Annotated in this window: 26 protein-coding genes; 12 read left to right on the plus strand and 14 right to left on the minus strand. The window is 74.5% G+C overall.

Translation table 11 applies throughout. The features are described from left to right. Window positions 1-380 precede the first annotated feature (380 nt). Window positions 381-1,562, plus strand: coding sequence for a zinc-dependent alcohol dehydrogenase (locus AB0H83_RS12195; RefSeq protein ID WP_360091134.1), 1,182 nt, complete (start codon window positions 381-383; stop codon window positions 1,560-1,562). A 15-nt stretch (window positions 1,563-1,577) separates the two neighbouring features. Here the strand turns inward: AB0H83_RS12195 and AB0H83_RS12200 are convergent, their stop codons facing one another. Next, on the minus strand, window positions 1,578-2,024 hold the full coding sequence (locus tag AB0H83_RS12200; protein WP_360091137.1) for a GntR family transcriptional regulator: 447 nt from the start codon (window positions 2,022-2,024) through the stop codon (window positions 1,578-1,580). Between the two features lie 87 nt (window positions 2,025-2,111). Here AB0H83_RS12200 and AB0H83_RS12205 point away from each other — a divergent pair, with 87 nt between their 5' ends. The 4 genes from AB0H83_RS12205 to AB0H83_RS12220 all read left to right on the plus strand — a co-directional run bounded on the left by AB0H83_RS12205 (window position 2,112) and on the right by AB0H83_RS12220 (window position 5,695). Beyond that, a complete protein-coding gene (locus tag AB0H83_RS12205; RefSeq protein ID WP_360091140.1) occupies window positions 2,112-2,858 on the plus strand; it encodes a DUF2071 domain-containing protein in 747 nt (248 codons plus the stop codon). A 143-nt stretch (window positions 2,859-3,001) separates the two neighbouring features. Further along, window positions 3,002-3,649, plus strand: coding sequence for a hypothetical protein (locus AB0H83_RS12210; RefSeq protein WP_360091143.1), 648 nt, complete (start codon window positions 3,002-3,004; stop codon window positions 3,647-3,649). Window positions 3,650-3,679: 30 nt separating this feature from the next. Continuing rightward, a complete protein-coding gene (locus AB0H83_RS12215) occupies window positions 3,680-4,966 on the plus strand; it encodes an MFS transporter (protein WP_360091146.1) in 1,287 nt (428 codons plus the stop codon). Between the two features lie 138 nt (window positions 4,967-5,104). Then, on the plus strand, window positions 5,105-5,695 hold the full coding sequence (locus AB0H83_RS12220; RefSeq protein WP_360091149.1) for a hypothetical protein: 591 nt from the start codon (window positions 5,105-5,107) through the stop codon (window positions 5,693-5,695). Window positions 5,696-5,745: 50 nt separating this feature from the next. Here the strand turns inward: AB0H83_RS12220 and AB0H83_RS12225 are convergent, their stop codons facing one another. The 6 genes from AB0H83_RS12225 to AB0H83_RS12250 all read right to left on the minus strand — a co-directional run bounded on the left by AB0H83_RS12225 (window position 5,746) and on the right by AB0H83_RS12250 (window position 10,736). Beyond that, complete coding sequence (locus tag AB0H83_RS12225) at window positions 5,746-6,600, minus strand: DMT family transporter (protein WP_360091152.1); 855 nt, start codon at window positions 6,598-6,600, stop codon at window positions 5,746-5,748. 48 nt (window positions 6,601-6,648) lie between these two features. Further along, complete coding sequence (locus AB0H83_RS12230; protein ID WP_360091155.1) at window positions 6,649-6,789, minus strand: hypothetical protein; 141 nt, start codon at window positions 6,787-6,789, stop codon at window positions 6,649-6,651. Further along, entirely contained in the window at window positions 6,786-7,742 is a 957-nt protein-coding gene (locus AB0H83_RS12235; RefSeq protein ID WP_360091158.1) for a hypothetical protein, read from the minus strand. The genes AB0H83_RS12230 and AB0H83_RS12235 overlap by 4 nt, the downstream gene beginning before the upstream one ends. Then, a complete protein-coding gene (locus tag AB0H83_RS12240; RefSeq protein ID WP_360091161.1) occupies window positions 7,739-8,572 on the minus strand; it encodes an alpha/beta hydrolase in 834 nt (277 codons plus the stop codon). Before AB0H83_RS12240 ends, AB0H83_RS12235 begins: the two co-directional genes overlap by 4 nt. Before the next feature lie 4 nt (window positions 8,573-8,576). Then, window positions 8,577-9,611, minus strand: a complete 1,035-nt coding sequence (locus tag AB0H83_RS12245) for a hypothetical protein (RefSeq protein ID WP_360091164.1) — start codon at window positions 9,609-9,611, stop codon at window positions 8,577-8,579. A gap of 624 nt (window positions 9,612-10,235) precedes the next feature. After that, a complete protein-coding gene (locus AB0H83_RS12250) occupies window positions 10,236-10,736 on the minus strand; it encodes a DUF2306 domain-containing protein (RefSeq protein ID WP_360091167.1) in 501 nt (166 codons plus the stop codon). Between the two features lie 21 nt (window positions 10,737-10,757). Between AB0H83_RS12250 and AB0H83_RS12255 the strand changes: the two genes are divergently transcribed. Continuing rightward, window positions 10,758-11,336 (plus strand): TetR/AcrR family transcriptional regulator, encoded by a 579-nt coding sequence (locus tag AB0H83_RS12255; protein ID WP_360091170.1) that lies wholly within the window; start codon window positions 10,758-10,760, stop codon window positions 11,334-11,336. Window positions 11,337-11,429: 93 nt separating this feature from the next. Here the strand turns inward: AB0H83_RS12255 and AB0H83_RS12260 are convergent, their stop codons facing one another. From AB0H83_RS12260 to AB0H83_RS12275, 4 genes are all read right to left on the minus strand, one after another. Next, window positions 11,430-13,472: an MMPL family transporter gene (locus AB0H83_RS12260; RefSeq protein WP_360091173.1), complete on the minus strand. Its 2,043-nt coding sequence runs from the start codon at window positions 13,470-13,472 to the stop codon at window positions 11,430-11,432. Further along, window positions 13,469-13,750, minus strand: a complete 282-nt coding sequence (locus AB0H83_RS12265; protein WP_360091176.1) for a hypothetical protein — start codon at window positions 13,748-13,750, stop codon at window positions 13,469-13,471. The genes AB0H83_RS12260 and AB0H83_RS12265 overlap by 4 nt, the downstream gene beginning before the upstream one ends. Further along, entirely contained in the window at window positions 13,750-14,094 is a 345-nt protein-coding gene (locus tag AB0H83_RS12270) for a winged helix-turn-helix domain-containing protein (RefSeq protein ID WP_360091179.1), read from the minus strand. The genes AB0H83_RS12265 and AB0H83_RS12270 overlap by 1 nt, the downstream gene beginning before the upstream one ends. A 123-nt stretch (window positions 14,095-14,217) precedes the next feature. Next, the gene (locus AB0H83_RS12275; RefSeq protein ID WP_360091182.1) at window positions 14,218-15,156 is read right to left on the minus strand and encodes an ROK family protein; all 939 of its coding nucleotides are present in this window, start codon (window positions 15,154-15,156) and stop codon (window positions 14,218-14,220) included. On the opposite strand from AB0H83_RS12275, the gene AB0H83_RS12280 reads away from it, so the two are divergent. After that, a complete protein-coding gene (locus tag AB0H83_RS12280) occupies window positions 15,119-15,550 on the plus strand; it encodes an HAD-IA family hydrolase (protein ID WP_360091185.1) in 432 nt (143 codons plus the stop codon). The genes AB0H83_RS12275 and AB0H83_RS12280 overlap by 38 nt on opposite strands. An 86-nt stretch (window positions 15,551-15,636) precedes the next feature. Here the strand turns inward: AB0H83_RS12280 and AB0H83_RS12285 are convergent, their stop codons facing one another. After that, window positions 15,637-18,186, minus strand: coding sequence for an FtsX-like permease family protein (locus tag AB0H83_RS12285; protein ID WP_360091188.1), 2,550 nt, complete (start codon window positions 18,184-18,186; stop codon window positions 15,637-15,639). Next, window positions 18,180-18,947 (minus strand): ABC transporter ATP-binding protein, encoded by a 768-nt coding sequence (locus AB0H83_RS12290; protein ID WP_360091191.1) that lies wholly within the window; start codon window positions 18,945-18,947, stop codon window positions 18,180-18,182. Before AB0H83_RS12290 ends, AB0H83_RS12285 begins: the two co-directional genes overlap by 7 nt. Window positions 18,948-19,126: 179 nt before the next feature. Here AB0H83_RS12290 and AB0H83_RS12295 point away from each other — a divergent pair, with 179 nt between their 5' ends. The 3 genes from AB0H83_RS12295 to AB0H83_RS12305 all read left to right on the plus strand — a co-directional run bounded on the left by AB0H83_RS12295 (window position 19,127) and on the right by AB0H83_RS12305 (window position 21,628). After that, window positions 19,127-20,293: a sensor histidine kinase gene (locus tag AB0H83_RS12295; RefSeq protein ID WP_360091194.1), complete on the plus strand. Its 1,167-nt coding sequence runs from the start codon at window positions 19,127-19,129 to the stop codon at window positions 20,291-20,293. 35 nt (window positions 20,294-20,328) lie between these two features. Beyond that, a complete protein-coding gene (locus AB0H83_RS12300; protein ID WP_360091197.1) occupies window positions 20,329-20,988 on the plus strand; it encodes a response regulator transcription factor in 660 nt (219 codons plus the stop codon). 64 nt (window positions 20,989-21,052) lie between these two features. Beyond that, the gene (locus AB0H83_RS12305) at window positions 21,053-21,628 is read left to right on the plus strand and encodes a hypothetical protein (RefSeq protein ID WP_360091200.1); all 576 of its coding nucleotides are present in this window, start codon (window positions 21,053-21,055) and stop codon (window positions 21,626-21,628) included. Between the two features lie 86 nt (window positions 21,629-21,714). Here the strand turns inward: AB0H83_RS12305 and AB0H83_RS12310 are convergent, their stop codons facing one another. Beyond that, window positions 21,715-22,011 (minus strand): MarR family winged helix-turn-helix transcriptional regulator, encoded by a 297-nt coding sequence (locus AB0H83_RS12310; RefSeq protein WP_360091203.1) that lies wholly within the window; start codon window positions 22,009-22,011, stop codon window positions 21,715-21,717. 128 nt (window positions 22,012-22,139) lie between these two features. Between AB0H83_RS12310 and AB0H83_RS12315 the strand changes: the two genes are divergently transcribed. Both AB0H83_RS12315 and AB0H83_RS12320 read left to right on the plus strand, forming a co-directional pair. Then, window positions 22,140-23,159 carry a hypothetical protein gene (locus AB0H83_RS12315; RefSeq protein WP_360091206.1) on the plus strand — a complete coding sequence of 340 codons (1,020 nt, stop codon included), beginning with the start codon at window positions 22,140-22,142 and terminating at the stop codon, window positions 23,157-23,159. Window positions 23,160-23,249: 90 nt separating this feature from the next. Continuing rightward, window positions 23,250-24,413 carry a hypothetical protein gene (locus AB0H83_RS12320; protein WP_360091209.1) on the plus strand — a complete coding sequence of 388 codons (1,164 nt, stop codon included), beginning with the start codon at window positions 23,250-23,252 and terminating at the stop codon, window positions 24,411-24,413. The last annotated feature ends 8 nt before the right edge of the window (window positions 24,414-24,421 follow it).

Genomic DNA, 24,421 nt, shown 5'->3' on the forward strand with positions numbered 1-24,421 from the left:
GTGAGGACGGGAGAGCGCTCTCGATGCATTCATACTGGCTGATGCACGTTCGGTCAAGATTTAGCAGAACTAGGTTTTCCTTCGGGCAGTTTCTGGCTTCGGGCGGCTGCCGCCGCGGCCGGCCGGGGGGTTCCCACCCCGGAGCCCCCATGCTCGCTGCGCTCGCACTGCCTGCGCTGCGCGCGGCAGCTTCCTGCGCATGCGCGCGCCATCACCGTGGTTGCTGTCCGCGCGTGCTCGCGCCCCGCCGCTCCGGCTCATGTCTCGCCGTCTCTGGCCCCGCCACTGCCCGTCGCGCTGGTCGCCGTGGCGGGGCTGGTCGTTTCCGGGGGGCGGCTGGGGGTAGGCGGAAGGAGCGACGCAGGACAGAGGAGGAACTTGTGAAGGCAGTGGTGTGGCACGGGAAGCGTGATGTCCGGGTCGACACGGTCCCCGACCCGGTCGTCCAGGAGCCCAACGACATCGTCATCCGGGTCACGTCCAGCGGCATCTGCGGCTCCGACCTGCACCTGTACGAGGTGCTCGGGCCGTTCATGAGCGAAGGTGACATCCTCGGGCACGAGCCGATGGGCGTCGTGGAGGAGGTCGGCGCGGACATCACGCACCTGCGCAGCGGGGACCGGGTGGTGATCCCGTTCAACATCTCGTGCGGGCACTGCCTGATGTGCGCGCAGGGGCTCATGACGCAGTGCGAGACGACGCAGGTGCGCGCGGAGGGCAAGGGCGCGGCGCTGTTCGGCTACACGAAGCTGTACGGGCAGATCCCCGGCGGGCAGGCGGAGTACCTGCGGGTGCCGCAGGCCCAGTTCGGGCCGATCAAGGTGCCGGACGGGCCGTCCGACGACCGGTTCGTGTACCTGTCGGACGTGCTGCCGACGGCGTGGCAGGCCCTCGAGTACGCGGCCGTGCCCGACGGCGGGACCCTCGCCGTGCTCGGGCTCGGGCCGATCGGTGACATGGCCACCAGGATCGCCCGGCACCGCGGGATGCGGGTGATCGGGGTCGACCTGGTGCCGGAGCGCCTGGAGCGGGCCCGCGCCAACGGGGTCGAGGTGATCGACCTGACGCAGGTCGACGACGTCGCCGACGCGATCCGGGACCTGACCGACGGCCGCGGCGCCGACTCGGTGATCGACGCGGTGGGCATGGAGGCGCACGGCTCGCCGGTGGGGAAGCTGGCGCAGACGGTCACCGGGTTCCTGCCGGACGTGGTCGCGACGAAGCTCATCGAGAAGGCGGGCGTGGACCGGCTCGCGGCGCTGCACCTGGCGATCGACGCGGTCCGGCGTGGCGGCACCATCTCGCTGTCGGGCGTCTACGGCGGCACCGCGGATCCGCTGCCGATGATGGTGCTGTTCGACAAGCAGATCCAACTGCGGATGGGGCAGGCGAACGTGAAGCGGTGGGTGCCGCAGATCCTGCCGCTGCTCACCGGTGACGCGGACCCGCTCGGGGTCGAGTCGTTCGCCACGCACCGCCTGCCGCTGGAGGCGGCGCCCGGGGCGTACCAGCGCTTCCAGGAGAAGAAGGAGGGCGTGGTGAAGGTCCTGCTGCAGCCGTAGCGGGCGCCCGGCCGGTCAGGCGACGTCCATGATTCTGGTCGCGGCGCCGGCGAGCCCTTCCGGGTTGAGGATCTCGACCCGGTCGGCGAGGAACACCTCGACGCGGCCGGATTTGTCGCGGACCTCGACGAGCGGCACGCCCCGCTCGATGCCCATGGCGAAGCGTTCGGTGGTGGTGGGCATGCGGCAGGTGAGCTTGCTGCCGCGGCCCATCACCACGGTGGACCGGGCGGGGCGTTCCCGCACCGTCGAGGGTGCGCCGCGGCGGGTGGTGACGATGCCCTCCTCGCGCAGGATCCCGACGGCCCGCCGGACGGTGGTGAGGCTGACGGTGTACCGCTCGCAGAGCTCACGCTCGCTGGGCAGGGGCTGCCCGGCCGGGTAGGTGCCGCGGACGATCTCCGCGCGCAGGAAGTCCGCGATCTGGTGGTACACGGCCGGTACGTGTCGCTGCACATTCACGCCGGACACTGTACCTGATTATGGCCATATGGCGACAGGTGGCAGCGGTCCATGCTGCGCGCGCGGCCCGTGCCGCATCATGGTGGGATGCGAGTCGAGGACGTGACCCCGGAGACGCTGCGCCCGGTGCGCCGCTCCGTGCTCGTGCAGCGCTGGCACGATCTCGCGTTCCTGCACTGGGCGGTGCCCCCGGACACGGTCGCGCCGTTCCTGCCCGCCGGCACCGTCCCCGACACCCTCGACGGGGTCACCTACGTCGGCCTGATCGGCTTCCGGATGGTGCGCCTCGGTTTGTTCAGCGGCCCCGGCCTGCCGTACCTCGGCACCTTCTGCGAGACGAACGTGCGGCTGTACAGCGTCGACGGCGAGGGCCGCCGCGCCGTGGTGTTCCTGTCACTGGAGGCCGAGCGGCTGCTGCCGGTCATCACCGCGCACGTGTCGCTGAGCCTGCCGTACAAGTGGGCGCGGATGCGGCTGTCCCGCGACGGCGACGTGCTGTGGTACACCAGCCGCCGCCGCTGGCCGGGCCCCCGCCCCGCCACGAACGCCATGTCGGTCCGGGTCGGCGCCGCGATCGCCGAGCCGACACCCCTGGAGCACTTCGTCACCGCCCGCTGGGGGCTGCACACCCGCGCCTGGGGCCGCACCCTGCACCTGCCCAACGAGCACCCCCGCTGGCCGCTGCACCGCGCCGAACTGCTCTCCCTCGACGACACCCTGGTCACCGCCGCCGGCCTGCCCGCACCCACCGGCCCCCCGGCCAGCGTCCTGTACTCACCCGGCGTCCCGGTCCGCTTCGGCCCGCCGAACAGCGTGGCTGGTCCAGGCCGATGAGGACTCCGTCCGGCAGGTCATCCACCGGTTCACCGAGATGGGCATGGCCTGCTGGTGCGTTGGTTCGCGGCGTTGCGCATCGTTCATGACGGCCCGCGGCTTTTCGCAGGTCGGCCGTGGTATGCATCGTATAGCCTCAATGCATGACTTCGGGGGAACAGTTCGTCACCGATGCGGTGCCCCGGCCGGCGCTGGGCCGCCGGATCGGGCGCGGGTTCGCCGCGGTGGCGCTCGCCGTCGCGGTCACCGCCGCGGTGACCGGGGACCAGGCAGCGCGTCCGGCCGTCGATCCGCTCGCCATCGCGGCCACGACCTCCTTCTACCCGAGGCAGCCGCCGGCCGGCGACGTCATCCTCCTCGCCGACCCGTCGACCCAGCACCACGTGCCGCAACGGCTACGGGTCACGTTCGTGGTCTGGTACTCCACGACCGGCCGGCTCTGCGGGGCGTACGACGACGTCACCCAACGCTCAAGCTTCTGCACGAAGGACAACTTCGTCGACCTGACCCCTCCCGGGCAACTGGACCATGTGATGTCCGCCGGCATCGGGAACTTCTTCTGGTGCTTCGGCATTGTCCCGCCGGAGGTCACCTCGGTCACCGCCGTCAGCGGGACCGGCCGCCCGGTGACCACGAGGGTGAGGACAGCCGACCTCGGCGCCGCCGCCCCGTTCCACTTCTACGCCGTGACGCTGTACACCGGCGACCAGAACCTGGGCATGCTCCGCTTTGAAGGCACCGACGCCGCAGGCCGGGTGGTCGTCACCGGCAGCATCGACAAGTACGCCTAGTGCTGTGACCCCCCGGAGACGTTGGCCCCCATGACGGAGAACCTGTCACGGCGGCCGTTGACCGGACTGTTGGTTGCCCAACTCGTCTCGGTGCTCGGCACGTCGATGTCGGCCCTGGCAATCCCTTGGTTGGTGCTCACCTCGACCGGCAGCGCCACCCGCACGGGCCTGATCGCCTTCGCTGAGCTGGCACCGTATGTCGCGATGCAGGCGCTCGGTGGACCGCTGGTCGACCGAATCGGCGCCCGGCGGATCTCTGTGCTGGGCAACGCCGCAGCAGCGGTCGCGGTGTGCGCCATTCCCGCCCTCTACGCCATCGACCTTCTACCGTTGGGGGCTCTTGCCGGCTTGGTGGCCGCCGCCGGCGCGGTTCGGGGCATGGCCGACTGCGCAGGTCAAGTCCTGGTGCCAGGAGCGGCAGATCTGGGAGCAGTGCCACTGGAACGCGCCGCTGGTCTGCACGGCAGCGCAAACCAGACCGGCCTGTTCGTGGGCGCCGCAGCGGCCGGCGTCATGGTCTCGGCGCTCGGAGCTCCAGCGGTCGTGCTCGTTGACGGCATCACCTTCGCGCTCGCCGCCGCGCTCGTCGCCATGCTCGTCCCGACAGCCGCTCAGCCGCAGCGTTCGGAGCGGCGACTGAGCACACGGCAGTACGCGGCGGACCTTGCCGAGGGCGTGCGGTTCATCCGCACCGACCGGTTGCTGCTCCTGCTGGTCGCCATGATCGCCGTGACCAACCTGCTCGACCAGGGCATCAACGCCGTGCTCGTGCCCGTCTGGATCCGCGAGCACCTGCACCAGCCATGGGCCCTCGGCCTCGTCGCCGGCGTACTCGGGGCTGGAGCCCTCATCGGGGCACTCACCGCCGCCTGGCTGGGTCCGAAGCTGCCAAGACGGGTCGTCTTCACGATCGGGACGCTCATCTCCGGTGCCCCGTTGTCACTCGTCCTCGCCTTGACCGGCACACTGCCACCCGCGCTCACCGCCGCGTTCGTCGCCGGGCTCGCCACCGGAGGGCTCAACCCGATCCTCAACGCCGTGCTCTATGAACGCATCCCGCCACAACTGCGCGCCCGCACGCTCGGCGCCCTCAAAGCCAGCGCCTGGATCGGCACCCCGATCGGCCCGCTCCTGGCCGGCAGCCTCATCGAAGCCACCAGCCTACGCACCACCCTTTGCACATTCGCGATGATCTTCCTGGTCGCCACCGCCGCACCGCTCATGCTGCCCGCCATGCGACACATGAACCGCGCACCGCGACCGCAACCCGACGGAACTCGAACAGCAGACAACGAGGTCCTGCCGGAGTCTGCCTAACTCCAGCCCAGCGCCACCGGGAGTTCGCAAATACCGGTTATACCCACCCTGCGAGCTTCCCGGGTGAGTACTTCTACTCACCCGGGATGGGTAGTTCGCGGGGTCCATTGCCGTTCGCCGATGGGCAGGATCGTCGGCATGCGGAAACTCTTGATGGTGATGGCCGTCGCGGTGCTCGGGGGCGCGATGGTGAGCGGTACGGCGGCTGCGGCGGACGCGCGGGTGCGGGGCATCCCGGACCGGGTGATGCTGCAGCCGGAGGATCTCGGCGGGGCGGTGACCGGGCCGGTGGAGCCGGGGCTGCCCCACTCGCTGCTGCCGCAGCCGTGTGCGGACACGCCCGTCCCGCAGCCGGTGGCGGGGCGCAGTCTCGCCGCCGACTACGGCACCTCGGGGCGGCACCGGGTGTACGAGCACGTGGCCCGGTACCGGCCGGGCGGCGCGCAGGCGTACCTGGCGGCGTTGAAGGAGCAACTGGTGCGGTGCCGGGCCGGCGGTGACGAGGAGGGCTACGTCGGGCTCGCCGAGGACCACATCGGGCCGGACACGGTGCTGTTCCTCGGCACGTACGACGAGGGTGACCGGTGGGTGGCGTACGTCGCCGCGGCCGTCGGACGGTACGTGGTCGTCGTCATGGTCACCGACCCTGTGACCGGCGGCGGCGATCCCACGACCGCGAACACGATCGCGGCGGCGGCGATCCGGCGCGCGGCGGTCATCAAGGGCTAGCGCCCCGGCCGGTCGTGAATGCCCCGCGGTCCCAGCCGGCCGCGGGGCGGTCACGACGGTGGCGTGCCGAGGCGGAACGCGCCGGCGGCGACCACGGCCAGGGACACCGCGAACAGCGCCAGGTCCCACCGCGAGTGCGGGATGTCCTCGTGCAGCAGCAGCGCCCCGAGCACGACGGCGGTGATCGGGTTGGCGGTCAGGTCCGCGGGGTACCCGGCGCCGATCGTGTCGTGCTGGAACGCGACCTGCACCAGCGCGACCCCGGCCACGGCGGCCGGCACCATGACGGCGACGGCGACCAGGGCGTCCGGGTGCAGCAGCGCCCGGGCGCCCAGCGCCTGCCAGGCGGCGCCGATTGCGTCGAACAGGACCGCGGCCAGCCCGGCGCAGGCGCCGGCGACGAGCCCGTACACGGTCGCGGTCGTCCTCGGGCCGCGCCCGGTGGTGGCGGCGAGCGCGCCCGCTCCGGCGGCGGCGACGGCGGTGCCGGCGGCGAGCACGTGCCCGGCGCTGAGGCGGTCGGCGTCGCCGGGGTCGCCGACGACGGCGAAGAAGACCGCGAGGCCGGCGATGATCCAGGCGCAGGAGCGCAGCTGCCGGCCGCCCGGCCGGGGGCCGCCGAGCCGCCACGCGACGAGCAGCGCGACCGGCAGCGCCAGCACCAGGCACGGCTGGACGAGCACGACGGGGCCGGTCGCGAGGGCCGTCACGTGCAGGGCGACCGCGGTCGTGTCCAGGGCGAGCCCGGCCAGCCAGCGCCGGTCGCGGGCCAGCCGCAGCACCCGCCGGGGGCCGCGCTCGGCGGCGCCGGCGCTGGCGGCCCGGTGCTCCACGGCGGTGGCGGCCCCGTACGCGCAGGCGGCCAGCACCGCGCACGGCAGCGCCACCATCAGCAATCCGCCCACCCCCGCACCACGGTGCCACGGGTGGCGCGCCGGTGCGGGACGTTCGGGTCAAAGGGTGACGGCGATGCCGATGCCGTCGCTGGTACTGCGGAGCAGCCGGCCCGCGGGCCACCCGATGCGCGCCGGCACGTACCCGCGGGCGGTGCCCTCGGACGCCGGCGTCCGCCCGCGGATCCGCGGCGTGCTCACCGCTGCGTGGTCGGGCGCAGCCACGGTTCCGGGCGCAGCAGGTCGAAGCCGATGACGCGCAGCTGGTCGTACAGCTTCGGGGTGAGCATCATCAGCCCGACGGTGAACTCGTCGTCGCCGCCGACGGACCAGATGCCGTTGACCGGGTCGGACATCAGCGGGTCGAGGCCGGCGGTGACCTGCTCGCGCAGCTGCTCCTGCCGGGCGATGCTGGGGCGGCCCGGCGCCGCGACCACGCACAGGTTGCCGTCGAAGAGCTTGCGCAGCTGCTGCTCCTCCTTCGCCGGGTCACCCGTGACGACCTCGACGACCGTCACCTCCGTCGGCTGCGGGCCGGTCGTGACCCCGGTCGGCGGGCCGTCGGGGTGCGCGACCCGCAGCGGCCGGAACCGGTCGGGGTGCTGCTCGTAGATGTACTGGTGCATGGCGTTGTGGTCGGCGCCGCCGCCGGGCTTCCAGCCGCCCTTCGGCGTGGGGCACGGCACGGTGTCGTCGAACTCGGCCGCCGTGGGCGACACCGGCGGGCCCTGGTCGGTCACCTGCAGCACGCCGGCCCGCCAGGTGCCGCGCAGCCTCGCCTGGCCGACGGTGACGCCCTTGACGACCGTGGCACCGGTGAGTTTCGCCGGGTCGACGCCGGTGACGTCGATGCCGGGCGAGCACGCCGGCGGCGCGTCGTCGATCCGGCCGATCGCCGGGACCGGCGCCGGCGCGCAGAACCTGGCCGGTTTCCCTGGCGCGGCGATCACCTGCCCGCTCGCCTCGACCGTGTCGCCGTCGTCGACGACCATTGCCACCGGGTCCGCCGCGCCGGACGCGACCGGTGGCGCGGCCTCCTCCTGCGGGGTGTCCGGCGGGCGGTTCACCACCAGTACCACCGCGACCAATGCGACAAGGGTGCCGGCCCCCGCCGCGACGACCACCGGCCAGCGCGCGCGTCCATCGTTCGTCATGATGGTCGGACGTCGCGGCCGGCGGGGTGGTTCCCGGTGTGCCGCAGCAGTTCGGCGGTGAAGAGGTCCCACAGCTGCGGCGGCAGGTCGTGCCCCGCGCCGGGCAGCACGACCAGGCGGGCCCCGGGGACCGCGTCACGCACCGCGGCGCCGTGCGGCAGCGGCAGCAGCGGGTCCAAGTCCCCGTGTACGACCAGCGCCGGCACCCTCAGCTCGCCGAACCCGCCGCCGGCGGGCGGGTCGAACCGCATCGCGTAGTGGTTGGCCGCGGTGGCGATGTCCCTGGCCCGGGCGGCGTCGCGGCGGGCGAGGTCACGGGTGGCGGCCTCATCGAAGTACGGGGAGCCGCCGGCGTACGCGCGCACCACGGCCACCGTGTCGGCGACCGGGTCACCGGTCGGCTCCGGGTGCCGCACCGTCGACGGCGGCAACCCGCCCTCGCCGGTCGAGGTGCTCACGAACGTCAGCGTCGCCACCCGCTCCGGGTGGTCCACGCCGAGGATGAGCCCGATCCCGCCGGACATCGACCGGCACACGACGTGAGCGCGGTCCACGCCGAACGCGTCGAGGACGCCGAGCGCGTCACGGGCCAGGTCGGTGCTGCTGTAGTCGGGTTCGCCGGGCGGGCAGGCGGTGGAGCGGCCGGTGTCGCGCTGGTCGTAGCGGATCACGAACCGGCCGCCGGCCGCGATCCGCTCGCACAGCCCGGCGTCCCACCACAGCATCGACGCGGCCGCGCCGTCGATGAGCAGGACCGCCGGGTCGGCCGGGTCGCCGAACGTCTCCGCACCCAGCTCGACCCCGTTGACGTGCAGCATCGTCTCGGTCATACGGTCAACGTATGCGGTCTGCTCCGGCGGCGCGCGGCAGGCTGACCTGAACCTCGTCCGGCCCGGCGGTGGTGTGCGGGGCGGTGGTGGCGCGGACGATGGCGAATGCCTGGGCGGCGTTGGGGTAGCGGCCGGCGTACGTGGCCGGGTGCAGCTTCTCCCCGGCGGCGACCCAGGCCCGGCGGTGCCGGAGCATGTCGTCGACGAGCCCTTCGACCGGCAGCCGGTCCAGCACCGACAGCAGGGTACGGCGCAACGGCCGGGGGACCGTCGCCAGCCGCGGCCGGTGGGCGAGGGACCCGGTGCCGCCGGACCGCACGACGAGGATCCGCAGCACGTCGGTCGCGGTGTCCACGCCGGCCGCCACCCGCGCCACGGCCGTCTCGTCGGGCTGCTCGAGCAGCCAGGCGAGCACCAGCGCCTTGGTCTCCCGGGCGGGGATGCGCTCCGGCAGCCACGACAGGTCGTGCCGGGGATGCGCGGCCAGCAGTACGAGCAGGTCGGCGGCGTCGCCTGGGGGCAGGAGACCGGGCCGGCCGAGCAGCGCACGCAGCTCCGCGGTCAGCTCGGCGGCGGGATCGCTGGACAGCCGCAGCACCCGCAACCGACCGGGAACCTCACCGCGGCCGGGGCGCGGGTGCGACCCGGTCACGGCGGGGTCGTTGTGGCCCGCGGGTGGCCGTGGCCCGGTGGTGGCGGCCTCGTCATGGCCGGTGGGCGGGCGTGGCCCGGTGGCGGCGAGCTGGTCGCAGTCGGCGAGCAGACGCGCTGCTGTGGCCGCGAGGTCCGCGGTGCCCAGGCACAGCAGTGCCGCCCGCAGCGCCGGCGACAGCTGCCAGCCGCGCTCCGCGAGGCGGCCCTCCAGCACCTCGACTCCGGCCACACCGCCCGGCCCGTCGGACATTTCCGAAATATCCGGTGCGGTGCACCCGTCCAGCCGCGGTGTTGCGTCCGATGTGGACAGCACGACCGTGGAGCGGCGCCGCAGCAGCAGCTGCGCGGGCGTGGCGCGCGCCCGCGCCGGAACGGTCGTGGACAAGCTCCGGGCCCCCTCGTGATGTGTGCGGGGCCGGGAAGCGGGCGCGCTGCAAAGGCACCGTGCCGGCGGACCGGCTACGACAGGAGAAGGAAGCACGCCCGGAGCCGGCCCCGCACGGTGCACGATACCGGTGCCCGGGTGCCCGCCGGCCACCCGGAGGAACGCGCCGGCGCCGGCGTCGCGCAGACGCACGACACCCCGGGCCGCCCGTCAGGACGTGGGGCTGTGCCGGGCATCGCCGAGGATGCATGGGGACGGCCGCGGGACGACTTGGATCATGTGGGCGTTGATCGAAGGAGTGGAGTGGTCGCTGGGGTGGCCAGGGTGGTCCTTGGATCATGGGGTGGGGGGACGGGTGGCGGGGTGATCGTGGTTTGGGTGCTGGTGAGGTCCGGTTCCGGGGTGCCGGGCTGTGCCGGGCATCGACGAGCGGGTATGGGGGCGGCCGCGGAGCGACTTGGATCATGTGGGCGTTGATCGAAGGAGCGGGGTGGTCGCTGGGGTGGCCAGGGTGGTCCTTGGATCATGGGGTGGGCCGGCGGCTGGCATGGGAGGGCGGCGTGTGGCTGGCCGCGACACCTCGGCGTGCGGCTGGATCGCCGTGTTCGAGGGCGGCAGGCTGCCTCAGGAGTCGGCCGGGGCGGCGGGCTTCGCCGCGCGGCGGTGCCGGACGGTGACGACGACGGCGGCTGCGACCAGCAGGCAGGCGGCCGCCGCCAGGGTGAGGCGCAGCGGCTCGTGCACCAGCCACTGCGGGATGTCGCGCGACGGCACGGCCACGGCGCCGGCGAACGCGCCGAGCAGGCCGAAGTACGACCCGGTCATGAACCGGCGGTGCGTCTCGACGCGGTGGGTCACCGCGGCCCACAGGCCGATCGACAGCGTGACGAACGTGAACGCGGACAGCCCGTGGATCCAGCTGAAGTGCCCCGGGGTCAGCTCCTTGATGAAGAACGAGCTGAGGATCGTCCAGTACATGGCGACGACCCAGACCCGGCCGGCCAGGCGGTGCGGGCGGTCGCCTTTCGGGTTGCGGCGCAGGTTCCAGGCGCCCAGGAGCATGGCGACGGTGGCGCCGCTCGCGTGCAGTGGGATCAGCACGTCGATAACGTTGTTATCGCTCATAACATTGTTATAGTCGGCGGTATGGCATCCGTCAACGAGGTCCGGCTGGTGGACGAGGCGGCCCGGCTGCTGGGCGAGCACGGGCCCGCCGGGCTGTCGCTGCGCAAGGTGGCGGCCGCCGCGGGAGTCTCCACGATGCCGGTCTACACGCTGTTCGGTGACAAGGAGGGCCTGCTCGCGGCCATGCACAGGGAGGGGTTCCGCCGCCTCGGCGCCGCACTCGGCGCGGTGCCGCGGACCGCCGACGCCCTCGCGGACCTGGTCGCGCTGGGGCTGGCGTACCGGCAGGCGGCGCTGTCCAGCCCGCACCTGTACGGGCTGATGTTCGGCCGGACCGTCCCGCAGTTCCAGCCGTCGGTGGCGGACCGGGAGGCGGCGGACGCCACGTACCAGCCGCTGGTGGACGGCGTGGCCCGCTGCCAGGAGGCCGGGGTCTTCCGCCCCGGTGACCCGCGGCGCGTCGCGCTGCACCTGTGGGCGGTCGCGCACGGGATGGTGAACCTGGAGCTCAACGGGCAGCTGCCGGAGCTCGGGCCGGTCGAGGAGCTGTACCTCGAGGCGCTCGCCCACGCGGGCCTGCCGTTCGCCGCCACGAAGTAGGGCAGACGGCGCGACACGGGGGGCGGACGGCCCAACACAGGGGCAGACGGCCGTGTCGCGGCACCCGGGGGTCCGGCGCCGCGACACGGGTCCTCAGCCGGATATCCCGGCGGTCACCCTCGTGGGTGGTGGTGCGGCCGGCTGCGCGGCGTGCCGGCTCGGCCACCACAGCCGCGGCCCGACGTCGATCGCGAGGGCCGGCACCAGCAGCGTGCGCACCACGAACGTGTCCAGCAGCACGCCGAGTGCGACGATCAGCCCCATCTGCACCGCCGCGACGAACGGCAGCAGCACGAGCACCCCGAACGTCCCCGCCAGGACCAGCCCGGCGCTGGTGATGACGCCGCCGGTGGCGGTGAGCGCGGTGAGCATCCCGTCGCGGTTGCCGCGGGTCGCCACCTCCTCGCGCGCCCTGGTCATGAGGAAGATCGTGTAGTCCACGCCGAGCGTGACCAGGAACAGCCAGGCGTACAGGGGCATGCCGTGCACGATGTTCGGGTACCCGAGCGCCTGGAAGACCAGCCCGCACAGGCCCATCGCGGCCACGTACGACACCGCCACGCTCGCGGCCAGCAGCAGCGGCGCGACCAGGGCCCGCAGCAGCAGGATCAGCACCCCGAGGACCACGGCGAGGATCAGCGGCACCACGACCAGGTTGTCGCGCTCCGAGGCCCGCCCGACGTCGACGGCGGTCGCGGTCTCGCCGCCGACCAGCGCGCCGGCGCCCGGCACCGCGTGCACCGCGGCCCGCAGCCGGTCGATCGTGGCTCTGGCCGCGGGGGAGTCCGGCGGGTCGGCGAGGGTCGCGGCGACGCTCACCCAGCGGCCGTCGGTGGAGCGGCCCGTCGCCGTCGCGTCCGCCACGCCGCCGGTGCCCTTGGCCGCGGCCACCACACCGTCCACAGTGGACGCCGCGGCGACGATCAGCGCCGGGGACGACACGCCGGCGGCGGAGTGCCGGTCGATGAGGTGCTGGCCGGCGACGGAGCCGACCTCGGTGGTGTACATCTGTGACGTGCTCTGCCCGAGCCGCAGCCCGGACACGCCGAGCCCGAGCCCGACCAGCACCAGCGCGGTGAGCGTCCACAGCAGCCTCGGGCGGCGCCCGACCAGGTCCGCGACCCGGTGCCAGAGCGTCCGGCGGACGACCGGCGCGTCGCCGAAGCGCGGCACGAACGGCCAGAACAGCCAGCGGCCGAGCAGCACCAGCAGCGCCGGCAGCAGCGTCGTCATCACCGCGAAGGACACCAGAATGCCGGTCGCGGCGACCGGGGCGAAGCTGCGCATGTCGTTCATCCGCGCCGCCAGCAGGCACAGCACCCCGACGCTGACGGTCGCCGCGGAGGCGAGGATCGCCGGGAACGAGCGGCGCACCGCGACCGCCATCGCCGTCGTGCGGTCCGGGTGCAGGTGCAGCTCCTCGCGGTACCGCGCGATGAGCAGCAGCGCGTAGTCGGTGCCGGCGCCGAACACCAGCACGGTCATCATCGTGGTGAGGTCGGCGGTCACCGTCACGTCCAGGTGCCGGCCCATGAGGTAGACCAGCGCGGAGGACAGCTGGCTCGCCACGACCGCCGCGAGCAGCGGCACCACCCACAGCACCGGGCTGCGGTACGTGAGCAGCAACAGCACCGCGACGATCCCGGCGGCGGCGATGAACAGGGTGGCGTCGGCGCCCTGGCCGGCGTCGTCGAAGTCGGACAGGGCCCCGGCCGACCCGGTGACCTCGGCGCGCAGCCCGGCGGGCGAGTCGGTCAGGGCGGCCTTGACCTGCTTGACGACGGCCTTGTCCGCGACCGGGAACGACAGCAGCAGCGCCTGCCCGTCCCGGCTCGCCGTGGCCGGCCCGACCGCGTGGCCGGTGGCGAGCCCTTCGAACACCGCCCGGTCGGCGTCCACTGTGGAGCGGTCGGCGTCGGTGAGCCCGCCGTCGCGTACGTACACGACGACCGCCACCGGCGTGTCGACGCCCGGGAACGCCTCCCTGGCCCGCAGCAGCGCCCGGGTCGCCTCCGCGTCCTGCGGCAGGACCAGCGCCGGATCGCTGGACGTGACGTCATCGATCTTGCCGGCCAGGGGCAGTAGCAGGAAGCCGGCGACGAGCCACAGCCCGAGGACCGCGACCGCCCGTCTCATTCGACGGTCCGCAGGATCGTCTCGATCGACGCGGTACGGGTGCGCAGGTCCGCGACGTCGGTGGCGATGCGCTGCTGGGCGTCCATCGAGTTCTCCGCCAGCTGCTCGTAGCGGCGCACCAGCTGCCGCAGATCCTCCTGCTGCTGCCCGGCGACCTTCAGCTTGCGGTACTCCAGCCAGCTCGCGACGGTGAATCCGAACAGGAACAGCACGGCCACCAGCAGGCCCAGGAAGGCCGTGATCTCCGGCCAGGTGATCTCTTCCGCGCTCAGATACATCAGGATCGCTCCTTGCTTCGAGGACCCTGGTCAGGGTCGGAGAGGGTTTCGGCCGCCGCGGCGAGGGTCGCGGCGGTCAGGTGCAGGTCGAAGTCCGCGACCTCGTAGTACTTCATCGCCTTGCCGTCCTCGGAGAGCTCCAGGCTGCCGACGATCAGGCCGGCGGCCTCCAGGCGCTGGAGGTGCATGTGCAGCAGGGGCCGGCTGACGCCGATCTCCCGGGCGAGTCGGCTCACGTAGTCACGGCCGCCGGCAAGCTTCGCGACGATGCGCAGTCGCAGCGGGTTGGACAGGGCCGCCAGCATCTCGACCAGGTCGTCGCCGGTGGGCGGACTCGCCGTCATGATGCTCCTTCATGTGTAAGAACTTTCTTACACGTGTAACGCTAGCACTCGGCATCGACGCGTCGCGTCAGGGATTTCCCTGAGCCGGCCCCGAGGGGTGCCGGGGTCGCGGCGGCGGTTCCGTCAGCGGTCGCGGGAGGCGGGCGCCGGGGTGAGCAGCTGCTCGGTGAGGACGAGGGCCATCGCGCTCTCCGCGGCACCGATCGCAGGTCCGGTCGAGCCGAGCGCCGCCGGCAGGACCGGGGGCAGGTCGTCGCGGCGCCACGCCATCGCGCCGCGGCGGACGCCGTCGTGCAGCGCCGGGCCCGCCACGGCCAGGAGGTCCGCGCCGAGCCCGCCGAGCGTGACCACGGCCGGGTCGACCGCGTTGAGCAGCGCCCCGATCCCGCGGCCGAGCGCCGCCGCGGTCGCCCCGCAGGCCCGCGCCGCGGCAGGGTCGCCGACCCGGGCGGCGGTGAGGGTGCGTTCGGCGTACGCCCGCGGGTCCCTCGGGGCGCGCCGCCCCGCGTGCCGGGCCATCGCCCGCCCGTCGACCTCGAGGTCCCAGCAGCCCCAGGCCCCGCACGGGCAGTGCCGCGCCGGGTCACCGAACGGCAGGTGGCCGAACTCGCCGCCGGCGCCCGCCGCGCCGAGCACCGGCCGGCCCTCGACGATCAGCACGCCGCCGACGCCCACCTCGACCGTCAGGTGCAGCGCCACGCTCGCGTCGCGGGCCGCGCCCCGCAGCGCCTCGGCGACCCCGGCCAGGGACGCGTCGTTGCCCACCGCGAGCGGCAGGTCCGTCAGGCCGCGCAGGTCGACGCCGCGCCAGCGCAGGTTGGTCGCCTCCACGACGGTGTGCCCGTGCACCGTGCCGGGGATCGCCACCCCGACCGCCCGTAACCGCGGCCCGTGCAGGTCCCGCAGCGCATCGCGTACCGCCGGAAGCACCGCCTCCGCGGGCAACCCCAGGTGCCGGTGGACCGGCGCGGGGTCCAGCGTCCCCCCGACCGCCGCCGTCGTCACCGTCCAGGTCGCGTGGCTGATGTCGACGACGGCGACCAGCGGCCCCGCCCAGCGCAACCTGGAGCTGCAGTACGACGACCTCACCGACATCGCCGCCCTCCCCGGCGCGGCGCGGCTGCTGCGCACCCTGGACGAGCTCGGTCTGCCGTGGGCGGTCGTGACCAGCGCCGACCGCCGTCTCGCCACCGTCCGCCTGCACGCCGCCGGGCTCCCCGCCCGCCATCTGGTCACCGTCGAGGACACGCTGCACGGCAAGCCCGACCCCGCGCCGTACCTGGCGGGGGCCGCGCTGCTCGGGGTCGACCCGAAGGACTGCCTGGTGGTCGAGGACGCGCAGCCAGGGGTGGACGCGGCCCGGGCCGCGGGCATGCGCGTCGCCGCGCTGCGGGGGCTGACGGGAGACGTGCCGATCCGCGACCTGGACGACCTCGCCGACCAGTTCGCCGGCTGATTCCCGGGTCCTGGAGCTGTCCGGCCGGCGACGCGCGGGGAGCGGGCACCCGGACCGGCCGGCGAATCCCGCTGCACGGCATCGCGTCAGCCGGGTTCGTGGGGCGGGGCGGCGCGCAGGAACCGTGCCGCAGGCACCGCGCTCGCCGTCACCGCGAGCAGCAGGCACAGCCCGACCACCCCGGCCGCGACCGGCCACGGCACGACCAGCTCGACCGGCGCGCCGACCTGCTCGCTGAGCCCGGCCCGGATGCTGAGCAGCGCCGCCAGCGCGACCACGCCACCGAGGACCGCACCGATCAGCACGACCAGCGCCGACTCCGCCGTGACGAGCCGCAGCACCTGCCGCCGCGTCGCACCGGCCAGCCGCACCGCCCGCAGGTCCACCACCCGCCCACCGGCCGCCATCAGCAGGGTGTTGGCGACGGCGATGGCCCCGTACCCGGCCGACACCGCGATCAGCAGCACCGTGAACAGCCACACCAGCCTGTCCTCGGCGCTGTCCTGCTCGGCGGCCCACGTGGCGACGTCGACGACCCGCGCGCCCGCCCCCGCCGGCACGTCGACCCGGTCCCGGACGAACACCGCCGACGTCAACGCCGACGGGTCGTGGGCGCGCACCACGCCCCTGGGCAGGACGAGGTCACCGGGGACAGAGGCGTCAGCGACGACGGCCACGACCCGCAACGCCGCCACCGTCCCGTCGGCGAACACCACGGGGAACACGGCGGGGGACACCGCAGGGGACACACCGGGGGACACGTTGGGGGACGCAGGGGACACGACGGGCGCCGCCGCCCGGGCCGCGGCCGCCGTGGACTCGGTCAGCACCACCGTGTCGTCGCCGCGCAGCCCGGTCACCGCGCCGCTGCGCACCTCGAGGCGCCGGCTCACGGCGACGAACGCGTCCACCTCCACACCGAGCCCGACCCACGCCCGCGGCGCACCCCCGCCGCCCACCGCGTTGCCGGGCACAGCGCCGCCCGCCGCGGTGAACACCGTCGTCGGCAGGACCGCCGCGCCCGGCAGCGCCACCGTCGCCGCGTCCGACAGGCCGGGCGCCCGGTCCGGCGCGACGACCCAGCCCGCGTCGACCCGAGCGGACCGGCCCACCGCGTAAGCGCCCGTCGACGTGCGGACCGTGCCGGACACCAGCACCGCGAACGTGACCGTCAACAGCACCGGCGCCGCCGTCGACGCGGTGCGCCGGGCCGCGGTCAGCGCGCTGCCCCGCACCAGCATGCCGATCGCGCCGCCCCGGGACCGCAGCGGCGACCGCAGCAGCCAGACCAGCGGGCGCACGACCACCGGCGCCAGCGCCGTGACCCCCGTGACGAGGGCCATGGCGCCGTACAGCGCGAACGACGCCGAGTCCTGGGCACTGCCGGACGTCGCCGTCCCGACGGCCAGCGCGACCCCGGCGGCGACCAGCGCCAGGCCGGCGATCCAGCGGGCCCGGCCCATCGGCCGCTGCTCCACCGCCGCCTCCCGCAACGCCTCGACGGGACGCACCCGGGCCGCGCGGCGCGCCGCCGACCAGGCCCCGGCCAGGGCGACGAGCGGCCCGGCGGTGAGCGCCGCGACGACCGGCCACAGCACGAACCGCACCCTGAACGTCGACGGCTCGAACCCGGCGTCGACCAGCGCCCACCCCAGCGGCGGCGCGCACGCGGCGCCGGCGAGCAGGCCGGCGACCGAGCCGGCGGCGCCGACCGCCAGCGCCTCGCCCTGCACCATCCGCCGGACCTGGCGCGGGGTGGCGCCGACGGCGCGCAGCAGCCCGAACTCCCGCCGCCGCTGCGCGACCGCGAACGCGAACGTCGACGCGACCACGAACACCGTCACAAACCCCGCGAGCGCCGCGACCGCGGTCAGCACCTGCATGCCGATCCAGCGGGTGCGGGCGTCGTCGCGCGGCTCCAGCGCGGACCGCGCGTCGCCGGTCAGGACCCGCCCGCCGCCGGCGACCGCCTGCACCGCGGCGGCGACGGCCCCGCGGTCCGCGCCCGGGTCGAGCAGCACGCCGATGGTGTCGACCCCCGGCGCGAGCGCCTCGGCCGCCTCGTCGGTGACGTGGAAGCCGGGCGCGTCGACGGTGCCGCTCACCGTGTACGACGCGGGCCCCGCACCGGTCAGCAACGTGACCGGGTCTCCGGGCGACAGGCCCAGCGCACGGTCGACGACGACCTCACCCGGACCGCGCGGCGCGGCACCCGCGGCCAGGCGCAGCCCGCCGAGGCGGGCGCTGGACCAGCCGTGGCCCTCGCGGGCGTCCTGCCGCTCGCCGCCGGCCGGGAACGGGCGGCCGTCGATGACCGCCTGGACGTAGAAGGTGCGGTCGGGCACGGCGGCCGTCACCCCGGGCAGCGCCGCGATGCGGGCGGCGAGGTCCGCCGCCGCCCGCGACGACCACGGCACCGGTGGCGTGAACGGGTCCGCCGGTGACGTCGCCGCCGGGCTGCGGACGATGACGGCGGCGCCGGCCAGCCGGTCCGGCACGAGCGCCCGCCCCGACGCGAACAGCAGCGTGGCCGCCGTGAGCAGCGCGATCCCGACCGCGACGGCGACGAACGCGCCCCCGAACCGCCGCGCCGTGCGCAGCGGCGCGCTCCGCCGGCCCTGCCCCACCCTCAGCATGACGCGGCCGCCGTCCCGGCGCTGCCCGCCTCGACGGCGGCGGTCCGGGCGGCCACCAGCTCGGCCGTCACCGGCTGCCCGCCGCCGAGCTCGTCGACGATCCGCCCGTCGGCGAGGATGACGACGCGGTCCGCCCACGCCGCCGCGACCGGGTCGTGGGTCACCATCACCACCGTCTGTGCGTGCTCGTCGACCAGCGCCCGCAGCAACGACAGCACCTGCCGGGACGTGGCGCTGTCCAGCGCGCCGGTCGGCTCGTCGGCGAACACGACCGCCGGCCGGCTGATCAGCGCGCGGGCCAGCGCGACCCGCTGCTGCTCGCCGCCGGACAGCTCGCTCGGCCGGTGCGCGGCCCGGCCCGCCAGGCCGACCGCGGCCAGTGCCGCCGTCACGTCGTCGTCGGCCGGTCGCCGCCCGGCGAGCCGCTGCGGCAGCGCCACGTTCTGCGCGGCGGTGAGCGTCGAGACCAGGTTGAACGCCTGGAACACGAAGCCGATCCGATCGCGGCGCAGCCGGGTCAGCGCGTCCTCGTCCAGGTCGTCGAGGCGGATGCCGTCGACCGTGACCGCGCCGGAGGCGGGCCGGTCCAGGCCCGCCGCGCAGTGCAGCAGCGTCGACTTGCCCGACCCGGAAGGCCCCATCACCGCCGTGAACGTGCCGCGGTCGAACCCCACCGTCACACCCGCGAGGGCCGTCACCTGTCGTGGGCCGGAGCCGTACACGGCCCGTACGTCGTCGAGAAGCACCGTCGGTGTCGTCATGGCCACAGACATTGCCGCCTGCCGTGGGCCGCCCGCGTCGGACCCGGGTCGCTCGATCCGGTCCTCCTTGAGGTGTACGCCCAGCGCCCCGGACCCGATCCGTCCTCCTCGAGGATGACCCGGCCGGGCCGACCTACGAATGACGCGACCCGGCCCGGCCTGCGGCTAAGTTCGACGGCGTGAACGTGCTCGTGCTGACCAGACGGCTGCGGCCGATGGACCTCTACGCGATCGACACCGTCCTCGCGCTCGTGTTCGGGGTCGCGTTGTGCGGCTTCGCGGCGCAGGAGTCACCGCTGGACGGCAGCACGGTCGAGCCGGGGTGGGTGACGGGGCTGACCGCCGCCGTGATCGGGCTGCCGGTCGCGGTGCGGCGCCGGTTCCCCGTCGGGGCAGCGGTCACGGTCAGCATCGCCGCGACGGCCGCGCTGGCGACCAAGGTGATCCCCAACTACGCGGCGGCCGGGCCGTCGGTGTCGCTCGCCCTGACCTTCTACATGCTGGCGGTCGCGACCCCGCTGCGGCGGTCACTGCCCATCGCGGCCGCCTGCCTCGCCGCCGTCGTCGCGGCGCTCGCGGCGACCGGTGGGGATCTGTGGTCCGCTTCCGGCGCCGTGGTGTACGGGACGGTGATGACCGCCCCGGGCTGGCTGATCGGATGGACGGTGCGGGAGCGGCGCGCCCTCGCCGCGCGGCAGAGCGAGCAGGCGACCCGGCAGGCGGTCGCCGACGAGCGGCTGCGCATCGCCCGCGAGCTGCACGACATCGTCGCCCACACGATGAGCCTGATCGTGGTGAAGGCGGCCGTCGGCAACCACGTCGCCGAGGCGAGCCCGCAGGAGGCCAGAGAGGCGCTGCGGGTGATCGAGGCGACCGGCCGCGGCGCGCTGCTGGAGATGCGCCGGGCGCTGGGCATACTGCGCGACGAGACGCCGTATGCGCCCGCGCCGGGCCTCGCCGACCTGGAGACCCTCGCCGGGCAGGCGAGCTACGGGGACGTGCAGGTGCGGCTGGAGGTGACCGGCCCGGCGCCGCCGGAGGCGGTGCCCGAGTCGGTGGGGCTGGCGGCGTACCGCATTGTGCAGGAGGCACTGACCAACGTGGTGAAGCACGCCGCGCCCGCCACATGCCGGGTCGCCGTCACCGTCGGCCCCGCCGACGTGCGCGTCGACGTCACCGACGACGGCCGCCGGCCGGTCCGCGGGCAGGGCGCCGGGCACGGGCTGATCGGGATGCGCGAGCGGGCCGCCTTGCACGGCGGCGAGTTCAGCGCAGGCCCGCGCGCCGGCGGCGGGTTCGCGGTGTCGGCCCGCCTGCCCTACGCACCGGTGGAGGTCGCCGCGTGAGCCGGGTGCTGGGGTGCGATGGTGGAGGTGGTGGCGTGATCCGGGTGCTCGTCGCCGACGACCAGGCGCTGCTGCGGGGCAGCTTCCGGGTGCTGATCGACCTGAGCGAGGACTGCACCACGGTCGCCGAGGCCGGCGACGGTGCCGAGGCGGTCGCGCTCGTCAAGCAGCACATGCCCGACGTGGTGCTGATGGACGTACGGATGCCGCTGCTCGACGGGATCGAGGCCACCCGGCGCATCTGCGCGGACCCGGCGACGGCCGCGACGCGGGTGCTGATCCTCACCACGTTCGACCTCGACGAGTACGTCTACGGGGCGCTGCGGGCCGGGGCGAGCGGGTTCCTGCTCAAGGACACGCCGCCGGCGCAGCTGCTGGCGGCGATCCGGGTCGTCGCCGCCGGCGACGGGCTGCTGGCGCCGTCGGTGACGCGGCGGCTGATCGGGGAGTTCGCGCGGCGGCCGGTGACCGTGGCGCCGCCGCACCGGCGGCTGGACGGGATCACCGGCCGGGAGCGGGAGGTGCTGACGCTGATCGCACGTGGACAGTCCAATGTGGAGATCGCCGGGCAGTTGAACCTGAGCCTGGCCACCGTCAAGACGCACGTCAGCCGGCTGCTGGCCAAGCTCGACGTACGGGACCGGGCCCAGCTGGTGATCGTGGCGTACGAGACGGGACTCGTCACGGTCGCCTGACGCCCGTACCACGGAGCCTGTCGGCAATGCGACCCGATGCGGCGCGGCGTGGCGGGTGCCGACAATGCTCGGGGCCGACGACATCCGGGAGGCCACCGTGACGCCCAGACCTTCGACGGTCACCGCCGCTCGCTCGCTGCTCGGGCTCGCGGCGGTGCTGCCGTTGCTCAGCGCGCTGCTCGGGCTGCTGGTGCTCGACGAGCTGCGCAGGGCGTCCATCGCCGCGTACGGCGGGATGCGCGGCGGCGACGAGGCGACCGGGGCGGTGATCGCCGGTGTCCTCGCCGGCACGGTGGTCCTGGTGGTGTGCGCGGTGCCGGCGCTGCTGCTCGGCGGGCCGCGCAACTGGGTGCGGATCGTGGTCTGGGTGTTGGCGCCGGCCGGCGTGTGCTGCCTGACCCCGGGGGTGCTCGGCGGCAGCTCGGTGAGCTCGCCCAGGGGCCTCAGCACCGGCGTCTCGTCGAGCGAGCTCACGGCCAGGATCAGCGAGCTGACGCCCGGCTGGTACGTCCCGGTCACCGTCCTCCTGGCGGGCGTGTCGATGCTCGGCATCGTGCTGGCCGCGGTGCTGCTCGCCCTGCCGGCGTCCAACGCGTACTTCCGCAGCCCTCACCCGACGGCGCAGGCACCCCAGAGCTGACGCCCGCGACGGGGGCTACGGCCCAGCAGCAGCCGCGCCGCGGACCCGGTCGCCGACCGGCACGATGGTGTGGTTGAGCACGATCGTCATGTCGCATCTCCCTGGTGGGTGCCGGCGGCGGCCAGCCGCACGAGGTAGGCGGCGAACCGGCGGGCGTCGCGGGCGGGCCAGTCCGCGACCATGCGGGCGAACGTCTCCTCCTGCCACGCCCGCGCGGCGGCGAGGCGCTCCTCGCCGGCCGGGGTAAGGTCGAGCTCGGTGCGCCGCGCGTCCTGCGCCGACACCGTCTTCGTCACCAGGCCCGCGGCGACCGTGGCGGCGATCATCCGGCTGGCGTTGGACCGGTCCAGGCCCAGCTCCACCGCGACCGCCCCGGCCGCCAAGCTGCGCCTCGGGCTCGGCTGGCTCCGGGACCGGCTGCGGGTGGAAGTTTCACCGGGCGCGCCAGGTGGGGCGGTGCCGCGGCGCCCGTGACGGTGACATCCCGGCCCGTCACTCTACGCTGCCGTCCATGTTCTCCCGGGTACTGGTGATGCTGGCCCTCGTGCCGGCGGCGGTCCTCATCGCGGCACCGGCGCAGGCCGCAGGGCACGGTGCGCGGCCGACCAACGGATTCGCCAAACACGGCCCGTGGAACACGAAGCTGCCCCGGCACGTGCCGCTCGCGGCCAACTCCGCCGCCGTCGTGGAGAACATCCGCCTCGACAAGGTGAACAACTACGGCTCGTGGGCGGTGAACACCGACGAGTACTCCACGCCGATCTTCACCGTCGGCCGGGACACCCCGACGCAGCGGTGGACGTTCTCCGACTGCCTGAACCTGCCGCACCTCGCCCCGGTCATCGCCGCCAGCCTCGCCGCGGTGCCGACACCCGCGGACCTCATCGTGTCCAAGGGCACCGACGCCGCCGTCACCATCTACCAGCCGTCGACGGACACGTACTGGGACTTCTGGCGTGCCGAGCAGGACGCCGCCGGGCACTGGTCGGCGTGCTGGGGCGGCAAGATCGAGCACTACTCGCGCAACCCCGGCATCTTCGCCAACCCGCTCGGCGCCACCGCGACCGGCCTGCCGATGGGCGCGTTCACCATCCGCATCGACGAGCTGCGCCGCGGCCGCATCGACCACGCCGTCAACATCGCCACCGTACGCACCCGCAAGGACTGCAACTCGTGGCCGGCGACCCGCAACGACGGCAACACCGAGGGCGCCGACATCCCCTGCGAGGGCCAGCGGTTCCGCCTCGACCCGGCGTTCAACATCAGCACGGTGCGCAGCCCCGCCGCCCGCACGATCGCCCGCGCCATGCAGGAGTACGGCCTCATCATGACCGACAAGGCCGGCGCCCTCGTCACCTACGCCGAGGACCCGCGCCCGTACATGGCGGCCAACGGCGGCGTCGACCCGTACTTCGCCCTCATGGACCCCGACGACGTCGTCCCCGACGGCGTCGAGAAGTACCTCATCCTCGGCGACATCCCCGTCGAGCGCCTGCAGGCCCTCCCGTACGACTACGGCCGCCCCTGCTGACGCCCCTGCCGATGCCGCAGTTGCACGCCGGTCGACGATCCAGCATCATGGCCACATGATCAACCGGAAGGGCGGCCTCCGCCCGGCTCGATGAGCCCGCACCGGTGGCAGCTGCCACCGCTCGACGACGACCGGCCCACCATCGCCGCCCACGCGCTCGCGCTCGCGGCCCTGCACGGACCCGGCCCGTGGCCTGACGGCGGCGCCCCGGTACCGGGCACCTCGTCCTCCAGGAGCAGGCCGCACGCGAAGGACCGGCGACCGGACCCCGCGCCGCTGATCTCTGACACGGTCATGGACGGCATCCGCACCCACCACCTGGCCGCCGGTGATGCGCCCGCCCCGACCGTCCTGCCCGATCTCCTCGAGCACGTCCTGCGGGTCCCTCCGTCGGCGGAGGAGTTCCGCCGGCTGCGCGACGCCGCCGCGCAGCCCCGGCATCCCGCCGACACCCTCGCGCGGCGGCTGCGGGGCCGGGACCTGCCCGCCGACCGGCTGCGCGAGGTCGCCGTCCGCCTCGCCGGGCACGGCACCCGCAGGCAGGAGGTTGCCACCGGCATCGCCCTGCTCGGCATCGGCGGCGACCGGCGCGACCGCGAGCTGTTGCTGCTGCTGGGCACCCTTGAGGACCTGACGCTGGTGGCGGCCGGGGCGCTGCACCGCAGCCAGCCAGACCCGGACCGGGCCGTGTACGACCTCGCGCGGCGCGTCGAGGGCTGGGGCCGCATCGACGCCGTGCACCACCTCCGCGGCACCACCGACCCCGAGATCCGCGGCTGGCTGCTGCGCGAGGGGTACCGCAACACGGTCATGGACGAGTACCTCGCGCACCTCGCGGCCACCACCGGCGACCTGCGCGCCGCGCTGGCACCCGGCTCGATCGACGAGCCGCTGCTGGCCGGTGCCGGCGGCATCCTGCTCGCGTTGTGCACCGGCGGGCCGTCGGCGGACATCACCCACTACGGCGACGGCCCGCACGTCATCGACCGGTACCTCGTCCACGCCGGAAACCACCCGCCGAACCTCGGCCGAGTCGGGGTCGTCGGCACGCTGCGGCGGTTCATCGCCGGCGAGACCGTCTGGTCCGGAGCCGGGCCCCGGGCCGACGCGATGCCCCTGGTCAGCGGCGGAGCGGGCCAGGCTCGGCGCCGTCTGCGACGCCCTGACCGCCAGGACGGACTGGCGCGACCACGTCCACCGTGCGCTGCACAGCGACGATCCCGGCGACTTCCGGCGGGCGGTGTGGGCCGCTGAGGAGCTGC

Source organism: Dactylosporangium sp. NPDC050688 (genome assembly GCF_040654515.1).
In the GTDB taxonomy this organism is placed as follows: domain Bacteria; phylum Actinomycetota; class Actinomycetes; order Mycobacteriales; family Micromonosporaceae; genus Dactylosporangium.